Source organism: Amycolatopsis albispora (genome assembly GCF_003312875.1).
Taxonomy (GTDB): domain Bacteria; phylum Actinomycetota; class Actinomycetes; order Mycobacteriales; family Pseudonocardiaceae; genus Amycolatopsis; species Amycolatopsis albispora.
The window spans coordinates 6,386,605-6,401,131 of the sequence record NZ_CP015163.1 but is presented as its reverse complement, the minus strand read 5'-3'; the positions used below and the strand labels follow the sequence as shown (position 1 = coordinate 6,401,131).

At 68.6% G+C, this 14,527-nt stretch carries 10 protein-coding genes and 5 pseudogenes; 9 read left to right on the top strand and 6 right to left on the bottom strand.

The window, feature by feature from the left end; translation table 11 throughout:
• The first annotated feature begins 8 nt into the window (after positions 1-8).
• The 3 genes from A4R43_RS30325 to A4R43_RS30315 are packed head-to-tail and all read left to right on the top strand — an operon-like array spanning position 9 to position 3,265.
• Positions 9-1,676 carry an AMP-binding protein gene (locus tag A4R43_RS30325; protein WP_233519924.1) on the top strand — a complete coding sequence of 556 codons (1,668 nt, stop codon included), beginning with the start codon at positions 9-11 and terminating at the stop codon, positions 1,674-1,676.
• Between the two features lie 41 nt (positions 1,677-1,717).
• Positions 1,718-2,446: a PaaI family thioesterase gene (locus A4R43_RS30320; protein ID WP_110341414.1), complete on the top strand. Its 729-nt coding sequence runs from the start codon at positions 1,718-1,720 to the stop codon at positions 2,444-2,446.
• A 51-nt stretch (positions 2,447-2,497) separates the two neighbouring features.
• Positions 2,498-3,265 carry an enoyl-CoA hydratase/isomerase family protein gene (locus A4R43_RS30315; protein ID WP_110341412.1) on the top strand — a complete coding sequence of 256 codons (768 nt, stop codon included), beginning with the start codon at positions 2,498-2,500 and terminating at the stop codon, positions 3,263-3,265.
• Positions 3,266-3,620: 355 nt separating this feature from the next.
• On the opposite strand, the gene A4R43_RS30310 is transcribed toward A4R43_RS30315, so the two are convergent.
• The gene (locus A4R43_RS30310; RefSeq protein WP_110341410.1) at positions 3,621-4,268 is read right to left on the bottom strand and encodes a TetR/AcrR family transcriptional regulator; all 648 of its coding nucleotides are present in this window, start codon (positions 4,266-4,268) and stop codon (positions 3,621-3,623) included.
• Positions 4,269-4,389: 121 nt separating this feature from the next.
• Between A4R43_RS30310 and A4R43_RS30305 the strand changes: the two genes are divergently transcribed.
• The 3 genes from A4R43_RS30305 to A4R43_RS30295 are packed head-to-tail and all read left to right on the top strand — an operon-like array spanning position 4,390 to position 7,967.
• Positions 4,390-5,985 (top strand): MFS transporter, encoded by a 1,596-nt coding sequence (locus tag A4R43_RS30305; protein ID WP_110341594.1) that lies wholly within the window; start codon positions 4,390-4,392, stop codon positions 5,983-5,985.
• The gene (locus A4R43_RS30300; RefSeq protein ID WP_110341408.1) at positions 5,982-7,052 is read left to right on the top strand and encodes a BtrH N-terminal domain-containing protein; all 1,071 of its coding nucleotides are present in this window, start codon (positions 5,982-5,984) and stop codon (positions 7,050-7,052) included. The genes A4R43_RS30305 and A4R43_RS30300 overlap by 4 nt, the downstream gene beginning before the upstream one ends.
• Before the next feature lie 15 nt (positions 7,053-7,067).
• Positions 7,068-7,967: an alpha/beta fold hydrolase gene (locus A4R43_RS30295; RefSeq protein ID WP_110341406.1), complete on the top strand. Its 900-nt coding sequence runs from the start codon at positions 7,068-7,070 to the stop codon at positions 7,965-7,967.
• A gap of 179 nt (positions 7,968-8,146) precedes the next feature.
• Here the strand turns inward: A4R43_RS30295 and A4R43_RS30290 are convergent, their stop codons facing one another.
• Positions 8,147-9,373: an IS256 family transposase gene (locus A4R43_RS30290; RefSeq protein WP_377388630.1), complete on the bottom strand. Its 1,227-nt coding sequence runs from the start codon at positions 9,371-9,373 to the stop codon at positions 8,147-8,149.
• 129 nt (positions 9,374-9,502) lie between these two features.
• Here A4R43_RS30290 and A4R43_RS30285 point away from each other — a divergent pair.
• Positions 9,503-10,165: pseudogene (locus A4R43_RS30285) on the top strand (transposase); the annotation flags it as partial.
• Here the strand turns inward: A4R43_RS30285 and A4R43_RS44235 are convergent.
• Positions 10,135-10,365 (bottom strand): integrase core domain-containing protein, encoded by a 231-nt coding sequence (locus tag A4R43_RS44235; protein WP_233520118.1) that lies wholly within the window; start codon positions 10,363-10,365, stop codon positions 10,135-10,137. The pseudogene A4R43_RS30285 and the gene A4R43_RS44235 overlap by 31 nt on opposite strands.
• A gap of 246 nt (positions 10,366-10,611) precedes the next feature.
• A complete protein-coding gene (locus A4R43_RS43480; RefSeq protein WP_199542774.1) occupies positions 10,612-11,142 on the bottom strand; it encodes a helix-turn-helix domain-containing protein in 531 nt (176 codons plus the stop codon).
• Between the two features lie 56 nt (positions 11,143-11,198).
• On the opposite strand from A4R43_RS43480, the pseudogene A4R43_RS30275 reads away from it, so the two are divergent.
• A pseudogene (locus tag A4R43_RS30275) lies at positions 11,199-11,879 on the top strand (TraM recognition domain-containing protein); the annotation flags it as partial.
• Positions 11,880-11,916: 37 nt separating this feature from the next.
• Positions 11,917-12,270: pseudogene (locus A4R43_RS44655) on the top strand (replication-relaxation family protein); the annotation flags it as partial.
• Positions 12,271-12,336: 66 nt separating this feature from the next.
• Here the strand turns inward: A4R43_RS44655 and A4R43_RS30265 are convergent.
• Positions 12,337-13,856 (bottom strand): annotated as a pseudogene (locus A4R43_RS30265) (DUF8128 domain-containing protein); the annotation flags it as partial.
• Positions 13,857-14,007: 151 nt separating this feature from the next.
• A pseudogene (locus tag A4R43_RS30260) lies at positions 14,008-14,409 on the bottom strand (GP88 family protein); the annotation flags it as partial.
• Between the last annotated feature and the right edge of the window lie 118 nt (positions 14,410-14,527).

The following is a 14,527-nucleotide window of genomic DNA, read 5'->3' as shown; positions in this document are numbered from 1 at the left end:
GGATGACCATGTTGTCAGGTCCCATCGACGTGACCAGTCTTCGCGGCCGCCACGAAACCCAACGCTGGAACCGGGTCAGCGTCGGCGATCTGTGCGAGCGGCTGATCTGGAGCCGCCCCGACAAGGCGGCGGTGGTGGGCCGCGACGGAGCCTACGCCTATCCCGAGCACCGCAGGCTGACCTACCGCGATGTCGACGAGCTGGCCAACCGGGTGGCGAACGCGCTCGCCGCGCAGGGCCTGCACGCGGGCGAGCGGGTGTCGCTGTTCTGCGAGAACTCGGTCGAGGCGCTGGTCACCAAGCTGGGCATCGCCAAGGCGGGCCTGGTGTGCGCGCCGGTCAACCCGTCGCTCGCACCAGACGTCGTCAGTTACCTCATCGAGCACGTCGAGGCCCGGTTCGCCTTCGTCGATGCCGAGTTCTGGCCGGTCGCCGAGGGCCCCGTCACCGCCGCCGGGCTGACCCCGATCGTTCTCCCGATCGGCGGGAACGTGCCCGAGGGTGTGCTGAGCTGGACCTCCTTCCTCGACGGCGCGCCGGCCGACGAGCCCGACGTCGCGATCCACGGTGACGACATCTGGCAGATCCTGTCCACCTCGGGCACCACGTCCATGCCCAAGGGCGTGATGCTGTCACACCACTACAGCTACCTCGCCGCGTACAGCTTCGCGTTACCGTTCAGCCGCGGCCTGCGATTCGAGTCCGACCTGGTACTGGGCACGTTCCTGCCCATCGTCTACCACATCGGCGACCAACTGATGCTCTCGACGTTCCTGACCGGTGGGACAATGGTGCTCGGCCGGCGTCCCGACGCCCAGCAGATCGCCGAAGCGATCACCCGCGAGTCCGTCACAGCTCTGTGGGCTGGCTCGCCCGCGATGGTCAACGCACTGGTCGACGCGCTGTCGACCGACCCGGTCCGCTACGACGCTCGATCGCTGCGCGTGCTGGTCTACGGCTGGGCCGCGCTGCCGCCGGGCACTGTGGCCCAGCTCAAGCGGCTGTGCGGCGAGGAACTGCAGCCCATGGAGATCCTGGGGCAGACGGAGGCGATCGCGTGTCACCGCTTCTGGGTGGACCAGTGGCGGGACACCTTCCTGCGGACCGCGCCCGAACAGAACTACGTCGGACTCCCCAGCCCGCTGCTGGCCGCGAAGATCGTAGACGAACAGGGCCACGACTTGACGGACAAGCCAGGTACGCCCGGCGAGGTGGTCTACCGCTCGCCCGTAGTGACCGCCGGCTACTACCGCAACGAGGCGGCGACCAAGGAAGCGTTCCAGGACGGCTGGTTCCACTCCGGGGACAGTTGCCGCGACGACGCCGACGGCCTGCGCGTCATGCTCGACCGGTACAAGGACATCGTCAAGACCGGCGGGGAGAACGTCTCCAGCCTGCGCGTCGAGTCGGTACTGCACCAACACCCCGCGGTGGCCAAGGCCGCAGTAGTCGGCCTGCCCCACGAGCGGTGGGGTGAGGCGGTGACCGCGTTCGTGGTGCCCACCGACGGCCAGACGGTCACCGAGGAGGAGGTCACCGAGTTCTGCCGCTCCCGTCTGGCCGGGTTCGAAACACCCAAACGAATCGTGGTCACCGACGCGTTGCCCGAAACCGTCGGCGGCAAGGTGCTCAAGTACAAGATCCGGGCCGAGCACCAGACCCTGTACCACGGATGACCTACCGGCGGGTACTAGTGAGTTGACATTAACCTAGAGGTATGGCGCACATCATCGCGGCGCGCCGCGGCGCGTGGCAGAAGGGCGACTCCCGCCGGCGCAACGAGGTTGGCGAGCCAACGGCGTGTGATGTTGGCGATGCCGAGCCGGCGGGTTGTAAATGGCTGATAACGTCTTGCTTGTTCGGAGTCGAAACGGGCGTGCAGGGGAACGAGCGAATGACCGGTGAAAGGGAAGATGGGCAGCGTTCGGGATCGGGCATTCCCACGGGGCCGCTGAGTGGCTTTCCCGCGGTGGGCGGCGGTTCGGCGTCACTGTGCGCTGGTTGTCGGCAGGCGGGGCGCTGCCGACTGGGAATCGAGGCGGTCGAAACGCGGGACGACGGTAGCGTGGTCGGGCGGTTTCGGCTGGGCGCCGAGCATGAGGGTGCCGGTGGCGTCGCGCATGGCGGGTCGGTCATGGCGGCCTTCGACGAGGTGTGCGGTGTGGTGCCGTGGTCCGCCTCCGTGCTCGCGGTCACGGCGGACATGCAGGTGTCGTTTCGCCGCCCGGTCCCCATCGAGCACGACCTCGACATCCGAGCGTGGTCGGAGAACCGAGACGAGCGCGGATGGTGGACCATTGCCGCGGAGCTGCTCCTGCCTGGGCCGAACATGGTCCTCGCGACCGCGCGGGGTCGTTTCGTCGAGCGCGATCCGGAACGTCACTACGCCCGCTTCCACCAGTGGCTGAGTGAGCGGACAGGTCGGACCAGCGATGCCCACGCCTGAGCGCGTCCGGACCGTGACCGTCGGTTTCCCGAACTAGGAGGGTGAACGGAGATGACAACGCGGGCGCTCGCCTATGAGCTCGTCGACGAGGTGGCCTGGGTGACGATCAACCGGCCGGAGGCGCGCAACGCGCTCAATTCGAAGGTTCGGTCCGCGCTGTTCGAGGCGTTCGACGCCTTCAACGCCGATCGCGACGCGAAGGTGCTGGTGCTCACCGGCGCCGGTGACGCTGCTTTCTGCGCCGGGGGAGACCTCAAGGAGATGGCCGACACGGAGTTGACTGTGCCGCCAGCGGACTTCGTTCCGCACCTCGGCCGCAACGTCAAGGTCGACAAGCCCACCATCGCGGCGGTCAACGGGGTGGCCTACGCCGGTGGTTTCCTGCTTGCCCAGATGTGCGACCTGGTCGTGGCCGCCGAGCACGCCCGGTTCGCGGTCACGGAGGTCAAGGTGGGCCGGGGTGCTCCGTGGGCCGCGCCGCTGCCGTGGCTCATTCCGCCGCGCGTGGCACTGCAGATCCTGCTGACCGGGGAGCCCATCGATGCCGCGCGGGCCCACCAGATCGGTCTGGTCAACGAGGTGGTCCCGGCCGGGGAGCTCCGGAAGGCGACGCAGCGCCTGGCGAAACGCATCGCGGCGAACGCGCCGCTGTCCGTGCTCGCCGCGAAGGCGATGGTGTACGCGGCCGCCGACCGCGGGTGGCACGACGCGCTGGACGAGGCTGACCGGATATGGGAGCCCGTCTACCTGAGTGAGGACGCGCAAGAGGGACCGCGCGCCTTCCGCGAGAAGCGCAAGCCGGTGTGGCGCGGCAGGTAGCCGATTGCGCCCGCGCAGACCCGGCGACTGGCACCACGGGATCCGACCCACACCGGGTAGGTCGGACAGCGTGCGTCGTCAACTAGCGGGGCGGGCGGCCCCACACCGGATTGCGGCCACGGCCTGTCCTTGTCTTCCCGCTGTGGGGCCACCCGGACGGTGTGCTCAAGCGCGCGGGCCACACCAGAGCCTTGATCGAAGCGTGCCCGGCTCGCCGGCCGCGCGCTCAGGCCGGTGCGATCCACGGCACGGGGGAGGGCGTGCTGAGGCTGTGGGGGCACTCCAACCGTTGTCGGTGTCAGAGCGAGGGCGGGGGTGCGCCTCAGCTGAGCCTGTGCTCAGTGGTGGCGGGTCGTCAGCGGTCGCCCGTGTGGGTTGGCGGCGTGTGGCTGGTGAGGAAGTTGTCGACAAGGTGTGCGCAGAACTGTTCGTCGTTGGGGGTGCCGGTGACGAGGCGGTTGAAGATGAGGGGGCCGATGAGTTGGGCGAGGGCGGTGGTGGTGTCGGTGCCGGGGCGGAGTGTGTTGTGGGCGGCGTCGCTGGTGAGGACGGCGTCGAAGGGTTGGCGGTATTGCTCGATGATGCGGCGGCGCAGGGTGTGCAGGTGTGGCCGGTCGCTCTGGGTGGGGGTCGAGGGTGTTGGTGCGATGCTCATGCCGAGCCAGGACAGCACGGTCAGTTGCAGGGGGGCGTGGTCAATGAGGTGGGCTTGGTTGGTCAGCAGCGTGAGCAGCCGTTCGCGTAGGGGGCCGTGGGCGGGTGCGGGTGCGACGGGGGGCAGCAGGCGTTCGAAGGCGGCGGCGAGCAGTTCGGTGCCGGTGCCGAAGTGGCGGTAGAGGGTGGCGCGGGCGATGCCGGCGGTGCGGGTGACCGCGTCGATGGTGACCGCGTCGATGCCGCCTTCGGCCAGTAGGTGGGTGGCGGCGTCGAGCAGCCGTGCGCGGGAGCGTGCCAGCCGCGGGTCTTCGTCCGGGGTGCTGGGTGTGGGGGCGGCGGTGGACATCGATCTCCTGCGTATCCGGAGGGCGGCGCGGGCGCGAGCAAGCCTAACGACAGCCGGACTTGTGAAACCGTCAGTCTAGGTCCGATACTGTCGGTTCACAAATGTTCGAGTCTTGCGGGTGATGCGTGTGGCGGAGTCGGCCGGGGAAGCGGGCGGGGCGCGCCGTGGCTGGACGCTGGCGGTGTCGTGTCTGGCCGTGGCGTTGGTGATGGCCGGGGTGGCGTCGCTGACCACGGCGTTGCCGGAGCTGGCTGCGGATATCGGGGCGAGTCAGACGCAGGCGACGTGGATTGTGGATGCCTACACGTTGGTGTTGGCGGGCGTTCTGTTGCCGGCGGGCGCGGTGGGGGACCGTCTCGGGCGGCGCGGTGTGCTATTGGCTGGACTGGTCGTGTTCGCGGTGGGTTCGGCGCTGCCGCTGGTGATGGACACGCCGACAGGGGTGATTGTGTGCCGGGCGGTCGCGGGGTTGGGGGCGGCGCTGGTGATGCCGGCGACGTTGTCCCTGCTGACCGCGGAGTTCCCTGCCCGGCAGGCCGCGCGTGCGGTGGGAGTGTGGGCGGGTTTTGCCGGGGCGGGTGCGGTGCTGGGCATTCTCGGGGCCGGCGCGTTGTTGGCGGTCTGGTCGTGGCAGGCGGTGTTCGTGGCCACAGCGGTGTTGGCGCTGCTGCTGGTGGTGGGTGGCTGGTTCGTGCCGTCGTCGCGTGAGCCCGCGGCGCCCGGGCTGGATGTGCCGGGGGCGGTGCTGTCGGCGGCGGCGGTGGGGTTGGTGGTGTTCGGGGTGATCGAGGCTCCCGATCACGGCTGGGACAGTGCGCTGGTGGTCGCCTCGCTCGGTGGTGGGGTGCTGGCGGGGGCCGGGTTCGTGCTCGTCGAACGACGACGGGCGGCACCGTTGCTGCAGGTCGGGTTGTTCGGCGACCGCGGGTTCGGTGCTGGCGCGGTGTCGCTGGTGGTGCAGTTCCTGGCCGCGTTCGGGGTGTTCTTCCTGCTGATGCAGCATCTGCAGCTGGTGTGGGGCTACTCGCCGCTGCGGGCGGGGCTGGCGTTGGCGCCGGTGGCCGTTCCGCTGGTCGTGGCCGCGGTGCTCGCACCGTGGGTGAGCGAGCGGGTGGGGTTGCGGGTGATGACCGGCGCCGGCCTGGCGCTGGTGGCTGGTGCGCTGGTCGGGATCGGCGGGCTGGGGGTGGACGAGGACTATCCGCGGCTGGTGGTGTTCCTCGGTGTGTTCGGGCTCGGTCTGGGCATCTGCGCGACACCGGCCACCGCCGCCATCGTGCGCGGGGTTCCCCGCGCCAAACAGGGCGTGGCCTCCGCGGTCAACGACGTCACCCGGGAACTCGGTGCCGCGGTGGGGATCGCGCTGGCCGGCAGCCTGCTCGCCAGCAGCTACCGCACCCATCTCGCCCCGCAGATCACCCACCTCCCCGCCGCAACTCGCGCCCAGGCCAGTGATTCGCTGGCCGCCGCGCTGCGGCTGGCCGGCGACACGCCCGCCGGACCTGATCTTGCCGCCGCGGCGCGGCGCGCCTTCGTCGACGGGTTCCACGACACCCTCAGCGCCCTTGCCGTGCTCACCGCGGTCACGGCCGTGGCGCTCACGGCGTGGGCTCCCGGACGCCACCGCGTGGACGGGCCGTCGCAGCCTGCGGAAACCTGCGGCAGTGACGCTACCGACTCTGCATTTGTCGCCGAACAGGACAGGAGTACTTCGTGACCGGACGACGCGTTATCAGCGACTACCCGCACCAGCTGGCCGGGCATTGCGGGTCAGGAGCGCTGCGCGACCTGATGCAGTGGGCCCGGCTGTCCTACGACGAGACGCCACTGGATGAAGGCACCGTGTTCGGGCTCGGCGGCGAACTCGGGTTCAGCTACCTGCGCCATCCCGCCATGAGCCCGCCGATCTACCTCGTGGGTCGGGGCCCCGACCTCACCGGTGGGTTCACCCGCCGTCTCGGGATCACCGCCACCCAGCATGCCACCGATGATCCCGACGAAGGCTGGGCCTGGGTCCGCGAGGAACTCGACCACGGGTATCCGGTGCTGTGCTGGGCCGACATCGCCCATCTCCCGTATCTGCGGGTGCGGCTGAGCATGAGCCGCCACGACATCGTGATCACCGGCTACGACGACCACACCCGTACCGCTACCGTCGTCGACAACGACCGCGCCGACCCCCAACCCGTCCCCTACGACGCGCTGGCCCGCGCCCGCAGCTCCACCGGATTCCCCGTACCCACCCGGCACACCACCTACCGGCTGCGCTACCCCACCCAGCTGCCGCCCCTGGCCGACACCGCCGCCGACGCCTGCCACGCTGCCGCTCGAGCTCTGCGAAATGCCCAGTCACTGCTGCCTGCCGGTCAACTCGACGGGGTGGCCGACCTCGTGCATGGCGCCGGCCTGGACGGCATCAGCGTCTTCGTCGACGACCTGCGGCGCTGGCCCGACGTGTTCACCCCCACGCAACTGGATACCGTGCTCACCGCGCTGGCCGCGTTCATCGACAAGGCCGGCACCGGCGGCAGCCTGTTCCGCCGGCTGCAAGCCGACTACCTGCACTACCTCAACCAGCGCGCCGGCCTGCCCATAGCAGGACAAGCCGCCGACCTCTACGCCCAGCTCACCCAGCTCTGGCACGGCCTCGCCCGCATCGCCACCGCCGACATCTCCACCACCACCCGCGTCACCGCGCTCGCCGACACCGCGGAACATCTCCCCGAACTCGAACAGCAAGGCGCCGATCTGCTCGACCTCCTCGCCCGCGAACTCAGCTCTTGACGCCCCGGAGACGCCGTGACCACTCCCACACCCCTCACCTACCGCCGCGCGGGCCTCACCCTGGCTGGTGACCACTGGACCGCACCACCAGCCACCCCATCGCGCGGCACCGCCGTCCTGCTCCACGGCGTCGGGCAAACCCGCCACTCCTGGCACCACACCGCCGCCCGGCTCGCCGGGCACGGCTGGACCGCGCTCACCCTCGACGCCCGCGGACACGGTGACAGCGACTGGGCACACCCCCACGACTACACCGTCGATCACCTCGTGGACGACCTCGTCCACATCGCCGGCACCCTCAACGACACCCCCGTGCTCATCGGCGCCTCCATGGGCGGTATCACCGCACTGCTCGCCCACGCCGACCACACCATCGCCCGCGCCCTCGTACTCGTCGACATCGCGCCCCAGATCAATCCCGCCGGCGCCGCCCGCATCCTCGATTTTATGACCCGCCACCGCGACGGCTTCGCCACCCTGGACGAGGCCGCCGCCGCGATCGCCGCCTACAACCCCCACCGAACCCGCCCCGCCACCACCCACGGACTCCGCAAGAACCTCCGCCAACACCGCGACGGCCGCTGGCGCTGGCACTGGGACCCGCAACTGCTCCAGTTCATCAGCGACACCTCCGCCCTCACCGACCTCACCACCCGCATGGACACCGCCGCCCAACAGATCACCATCCCCACCCTGCTCATCCGCGGCGAACTATCCGACATCGTCAACCACGACTCCGTCGACCACCTTCTCCACCACATCCCCACCGCCCACACCGCCACCGTCACCAACACCGCACACATGGTCGCCGGCGACGACAACGACATCTTCACCAACCACCTGATCGACTTCCTCAACCACCTCCTCCCCCTTCCACGCGCCGAATCGAGAAAGCGGAGCGGGCCAGGGACATGAATACCGGGACAGCGGCCGACACCGTTCCTCCGGCCTTGATCACCTGGCCTTCTGCCGCTACCGGATTGACCTGTTCCGCAGCTCCCGTGAGGGGAACGTCGGCTGGCCGACGAACGCCATCGCCCCGCCATCGCCACCCAGCTCGGTTACTCGGGCCCGGTGGTGCGTTGTCGGGTCTGTCAGATGAACGGTGGATCTGATCTTGGTTCTCGTTGGTGGTCGGGTCGAGGCGTCCGGGGAAGGTGATCGCGAACGCGTTTAACGGCGCTTTCCAGGCACTTCAGCGCCGCGGCGTCGGAGGGGAAATGACCGCGGGCCTTGATTGCCCGCCGGTAGCGGGCGTTGATCGACTCGATCGCGTTCGTGGTGCAGATGACCTTGCGAATCTCGACGTCGTATTCGAGGAACGGCACGAACTCGGCCCAGGCGTTGCGCCACAACGCCACGATCGCCGGGTACTTGTCCTGCCACTGCTTCGCGAACTCGTCGAACCGGTCGGTGGCCGCCTGCTCCGATGGCGCCGTGTAGATCGGCTTCAGACCTCGCACGATCGCATCCCGGTGTTGGCGTCCGGCATAGCGGAACGAGTTACGGATCAGGTGGATCACGCATTGCTGCACGATGGTGTGTTCCCAGGTCGTGGTGATCGCTTCGGGTAGGCCCTTGAGCCCGTCGCAGACCGCGATCAGCACATCGGTCACGCCGCGGTTCTTGAGCTCGGAGAAGACCTGCAGCCAGAACCGTGCCCCTTCACCACCATCGTCGCCGGCCCAGATACCGAGGATGTCTCGTTCACCGCTGGTGGTCACCCCGACGACGACATAGAACGGCTTGTTCACGACCTGGCCGCCACGAACCTTGATCACCAGGGCGTCGACGAAGATCACCGGATAGATCGAATCGAGCGGCCGTGACGACCACTCGGCCATCTGGTCGACGACCTTGTCGGTGATCTTGGAGATCGTCTCCTTGGAGACCTTGGCCCCATAGACCTCGTCGAAGTGCGCGGCGACCTCGCCGGTGGTGAGCCCGCGGGCGGTCAACGACAGCACGATCTCGTCGATACCGTCCAACCGCCGCTGCCGCTTACGCACGATCTTCGGGTCGAAAGACGCGTCAGTGTCGCGGGGCACGTCGATCTCGACCGGGCCGATCTCGGTCAGCACCGTCTTCGACCTGGTCCCGTTGCGGGAGTTCCCGCTGTTGCGACCCATCGGGTCATGGCGTTCATAGCCGAGATGGTCATCCATCTCGGCCTCTAACGCCGTCTCCAGCACGTTCTTCGTCAGCCGGTTCAACAGCCCGTCCGGGCAGACCAGATCGACGCCCTGTTCCTTGGCCTGCGCCAACAGCTGCTCAGCCAACTGCCGCTGATCGATGCTCTCTCCGCTCACAGGATCGAGCATCTCTTCCGAGCCAACCTCACGATCGCTCGGATCAGTCATGGTCATTGGTCATGTCCTCTCGGTCAGACCAAGACCAGATCCACCGTTACCCGGACAGTCCCCAGATCAGACCCGATTCGTGGCCCAAGTCAGGTCCCCGGTGTGCTGGAGCGCTATCAGCGGCGCACGGTGCGATTGATCGAGCAACTACGCGGCGTCGTCAGAGAGCTTGCGGGCCGCGCGTCGGCTCGGTTGCTACCCGTGATGGGAATCGCTGCGGGCAAGGACACTGCGGTGCGTGCGTTGTTGGGTATCGCCTTGCCCGAGCGGACGGTGCCGCGGGTGCTGGGGATCGATGACTTCGCTCTGCGTCGCGGCCGCCAGTACGCCACGGTGTTGATCGACGCCGACAGCGGCGTCCGCATCGACGTGCTGCCCGGCCGTGGCGCGAGCGTGGTCGCCGACTGGCTACGTGGCCATCCCGGCGTCGAGATCGTGTGCCGCGACGGGTCGAACACCTACGCCCAAGCCGTCCGCGATGCCGACCCGGCCGTGCAGCAGGTCGCGGACCGGTGGCATCTGTGGCACGGCCTGGCTGAAGCAGCGGCCAAAGAGGTGGCGGCCCACTCTGCCTGCTGGGCCGGGGCAACCGGCGTCCAGGACGGGCCGCTGGCTCGCACCAACATCGAGCGCTGGCATCAGGTGCATGACCTACTCAAGCAAGGTCACGGACTGTTGGAGTGCACCCGGCGGCTGAATCTGTCTCTGAACACTGTCAAGCGCTATGCCTGTGCGACTGCGGTAGACCGGCTTCGCCCGGGCGCTTCGGCTTGGGTCTTCTGTCGGAGTCTTCCATAGGGTGTCTGTCCGTTGAGGCTGCCGTGGGGGCGGTCGTAGTTGTAGTAGTCCTGCCATTCTTTGAGGCGGGCGTTGAAGACGTTGACGTCGTCGATGACGATGCCGTCGAGCAGGCGGTAGAACTCGTCGGCGTCGATCCGGTGAGACCGCTCCACTTTGCCGTTCAGTCGTGGCGTGCGGGGCTTGATGTAGACGTGCCCGATGCCCTTGTCGAGCACGTGCCAGTGGAACTGGGTGCCGAACTCGGTGCCGAACTCGGTGCCGTTGTCCGTCTGGATCTTCTCTACAGCGAACGGCAGCTGGGACAGCACGTAGTCCAGGAACTGGATCGCGGTCTTCTGGTTGAGCGTGGGGTAGATCTTCAGGATCCGCAGCCGGGTGCAGTCGTCGATCGCGGTGAACTAGTAGAACTTGCCGCGCCGCCCGACCGGCTTGAGCGAGACGCCGGTCTTGCTGACCTTGGGCAGGGGTTCGACGAACTTGACGTCGATCTGCACCTGATGTCCCGGGCGTTGCTTCTCGTAGCGCTTCCATCGGCGATCGTGGCGCTGATATCGCTGCGATGTGGGCAGCCGGCCCATGCCCAAGTGGCACAGGATTCGCCACACGGTCGAGCGGCTGATGGTGACGTCGTGGTAACGCTGCAGGTACATCGCGATCTTCTCCGGCCCGAAGTGGTAGTTGCGCCGCAGGTGGATGATCTTGTCCACCACGTCGGCGCGGGTGGCGTTCGGGCTGGTCCGCGGCCGCTTCGACCGATCTCGTAGCCCGTCGACGCCGTCGGCCTCGTACCGGCGCAGCCACTTGTAGTACGTCGGCAGGCTGATGCCGTAGTAGCGGCACGTCATCGCGACGTTGCCGGACACTTCCTCCGCATGACGAAGGACCGCGAGGCGCCGACGCACCTCGCGGTCCAACACGGGCTCACTCACCCGGATCCCTATGATCAACAAGCCCAGGTGTCAACCATCTCCCGCAGTTTAGACCGACACGCCCGTTCGTGGTCAAAGCCATCGCCGTCGGTCCATCCACAGTGGATCTGTCTGCAGCGCTGGATGGTGGGTTGTGCCTCGTGCGCATCCCCAAGGGCAGCTTGGGTGAAGACACCACTCGGCTGTTGGGCTCGCTGATCGTGGCGCGCGTGTGGCAGGCCACCACCGCGCGGGCCGCGTTGGCGCAGCGGCAGCGCAGGGACGCCTCGTTGTATGTGGATGAGGCGCACAACTTCCTCAATCTGCCCTACGCCATGGAAGACATGTTGGCCGAGGCGCGGGGCTGCCGGCTGTCGATGACGCTGGCGCACCAGCACCTCGGGCAGCTCGGGAAAGACTTGAAGGAAGGGATCTCCACCAACGCGCGCAGCAAGATCCTCTTCAATGCCTCGCCCGAGGATGCCCGCGAGCTGGCGCGGCACACCGCGCCCCGAATCGGCGAACACGATCTGGCGCACCTCGGTGTGTTCCATGCGGCAGTCCGCCTCGTGGTGGGCGGCGAGGAAACCCAGCCGTTCACCGTGACCACCGAACCGTTGCCCCCTGCGATCCGCGGTCGAGCCCGGCTCGTGCGCAAGACCGCTGCGCGCCATACCCGGCCGTTGTCCGCCTCGGCCGAGGGCCGCGACGCGTCCGGGCCGGACGACACCGGGACCGATCCCCGCCGCGCCACCTGATTCCCGCTACCCCAGCGGAGCGGGCCGCACCGACCAGATGGGTACAGCCCGCCCCGCTGCTCTCGTTTTCCTGCACACGGTCCGCAAAGGAGATTGCGTGTTCGACCCCACGTCTGCCCAGAGGGACTTGCGTGCCCGGGTGCCCGCCCGTACGAGCGCGCGGGTCGCGGCCACGGCCGATCACCTGGCCACCGTTGCCGCGCACCTCACCGCGCGGGATCGGTGGCTGGCGCGGATGCTCGCCGAACACCGCACGCTGACCTCCACCCAGATCACCCAAATCGCCTTCCCGAGCCGGCGCGCAGCCAACCAGCGGCTGCACAAACTGCACCAGTGGCGGGTGCTCGACCGGTTCCAGCCCTACATCGGGCGCGGCCGGGCACCGATGTTCTACGTCCTAGACACCGCTGGCGCTCACCTGCTGGCGCACGAGGACGGCCTTGATCCCCGCGACCTGGGGTCCCGCCCGCAACGCCAAACAGCCGGCGCGCAGGATGTCCTCGGTGCGCGGCCCCACGCTGAGGAGAACACCCGGGAGAACACGGACACGAGGTTATCGACCGCCGCTTCCTTCGACCCCTCCAAGGGATTCAGGCAGGGTGTCGGTCCGGGCGAGTCGGCGTCGAAGAGCACCACCTTCTCGGCGGCGCGCTCCGGCAGGCGCTGCAGCACATCGGTGATCAGGTCGCCCTTGGGGTCGATGACCACCCCACCCCGGCCGTGCTCGGCATCGGCCAGGATCATCCGCGTCAGCATGGTGGATTTCCCGCTGCCGGTGGCGCCGAGCACGTGCACGTGGTGCCGGGCGTCGGAGACCTGGAGCCCGACCGGGCGGGTGTGCCCGGTATCGGAAACCCCGATGGGCCGGATCAGCTCACCCTCGGTGGGCGTATTCGGCGGGGTGGCACGGCCTTTGCTCTCGCTCGCGCGAGGCCGGGCAGAGCCTCGTCGGTGGGCAGGTGCGCCAGCGCGGCCAGCTCCGGCACCGACAGCAGGTCGCCGCGCCGCAACCGCCGCCGCGCCATGGCCGTCAGCGGGTTGCGCAGCCGGCGGCGCTGGTAGTGGTTGTGCTCGGTGTAGCCGGAAAACGCACTCGCGATCGCATGTGCCCGGCCCCGCAACTGGTCGCGCACCCGTGTGATCTGTTCGGGCGGCGTCTCGGCGGGCACGGTCGTGGCAACTGCGTACCGAATCACGGTCTCCCACTGCGAGCCGCGCTGCTTGCCGACGATGGCGCGGTTCTGCGCCTGGTACTCCAACGACGTTTGCGGGTCGAGCTTCGGCTCACCGGCGCGGCTCACCGCCGTCGGCGTGGGACCCGGCGTGATCGCGTCCAGGAGTCGGCCCACCGGCCGGGTGGAGCGCCCGGCGTGCAGGTGCCGCGCGGCGCGCCTGCTTGACCCGCCGACCAGTCACTGGTCGCGCGAGCACCTGCACACACGCCCCGTCATACACGCCCAGACCGACCGGAGCACCGAGCAGCGCCCGGATAGGGTCCACGTCGAAATCGCTGCGGATCGGCAGGGCTTCCGAGCGAGCCAGCCGCAGTACACCCCCGGTGACCAGTCGGCGCCGGCCACCGTCGGCCCTGGTGGGCAGCGGAGCCGCTGCCGGCTCGGTGGTGGTGTGCGATCCGGGCCAGGCCGCTTCGACGGCACGCTCGACCATGCCCGGCGGTACTGTGCCCGGCACCCACAGCCGGATCTGTACGCCGTCGTGGCCGAACACGTACTCCCATGCCAGATGGGGCTGCCCCTGCGCGAGCCGAGTCCACATGGGACGCAGAAGTCCGACGAGGTTCGACCATACTGCTGGCGCGCCCTCCGGGTCGACCGTGGGCGGGGCCAGGATCGTCACGATGCGAGCGTTGTCGTGCAGGGCGTCCTGGCAACGGTTGGACCACCAGCGTCGCAGCGCCCACAGCGCCGTAATGGTGATCAGCAGTGCGAGTGCGGCGATCGGACCCCAGGCCTGCATCCAAGACCAGGCCGTAGTGAGCAGCGCACGGATCGTGCCCCAGGGATCGGTGAGCAGCCCGCCGAGCGGGCTGTCCACGGGCGAACTGAGCGGAAACACAAGTAATAACCTCCCGATATGAGGAACTGAAGGCGGGACAGCGAGCCGCGAGCTAGGCGGCGTGCGTGTCGGTCCGGCGGCCGTCGCGGCGGCGCAATGACGGCGCGCTGGTGATCGAACGGACGCGGCCGGTGCCCCGGCGGGCCTCGCGCTCGGCGTCGACTTCGGCCTGCCACTGCGAGAACCGACGACCCTGCAAGCGCCGCAGGAAATGGGGAATGCGGTTTGATGGCACGCCCACCAAGCGAGGACCTAGCACCGCCAGCAGGTCGGACGCTTCTTGCGAGGACCATCCGGCTTCGGCGATGGCCTGCTCGTCCGCGAACACATCGGCCACCCGGTCCGTCGCGGCGTCGATCCGGCCGTCTTGCGTGCCGCCGTAGGAGTAGACCCATAAGAAGTTCTCGGGCGGGTCCGGCTCGACGAGTCGCCGGAAGCGGTGGATCTCCTTGGTTTTACCAACCACGACAGCCCGTTTGACGCCGGTGACCTGCGCTGATCCGAAGCTTACATGTTCGCCACGATGCTGCGACGGATGTGTGTGCCGACGTGTCGGGGTGACTATGTTGCTG

Bases quoted from the DNA above. Each gene is read 5' to 3' on its own strand.
- A4R43_RS30315 (WP_110341412.1), top strand. From the start codon at position 2,498: ATGACAACGCGGGCGCTCGCCTATGAGCTCGTCGACGAGGTGGCCTGG.
- A4R43_RS30305 (WP_110341594.1), top strand. From the start codon at position 4,390: ATGCGTGTGGCGGAGTCGGCCGGGGAAGCGGGCGGGGCGCGCCGTGGC.
- A4R43_RS30325 (WP_233519924.1), top strand. From the start codon at position 9: ATGTTGTCAGGTCCCATCGACGTGACCAGTCTTCGCGGCCGCCACGAA.
- A4R43_RS30310 (WP_110341410.1), bottom strand. From the start codon at position 4,268: ATGTCCACCGCCGCCCCCACACCCAGCACCCCGGACGAAGACCCGCGG.
- A4R43_RS30320 (WP_110341414.1), top strand. From the start codon at position 1,718: ATGGCGCACATCATCGCGGCGCGCCGCGGCGCGTGGCAGAAGGGCGAC.
- A4R43_RS30290 (WP_377388630.1), bottom strand. From the start codon at position 9,373: ATGCTCGATCCTGTGAGCGGAGAGAGCATCGATCAGCGGCAGTTGGCT.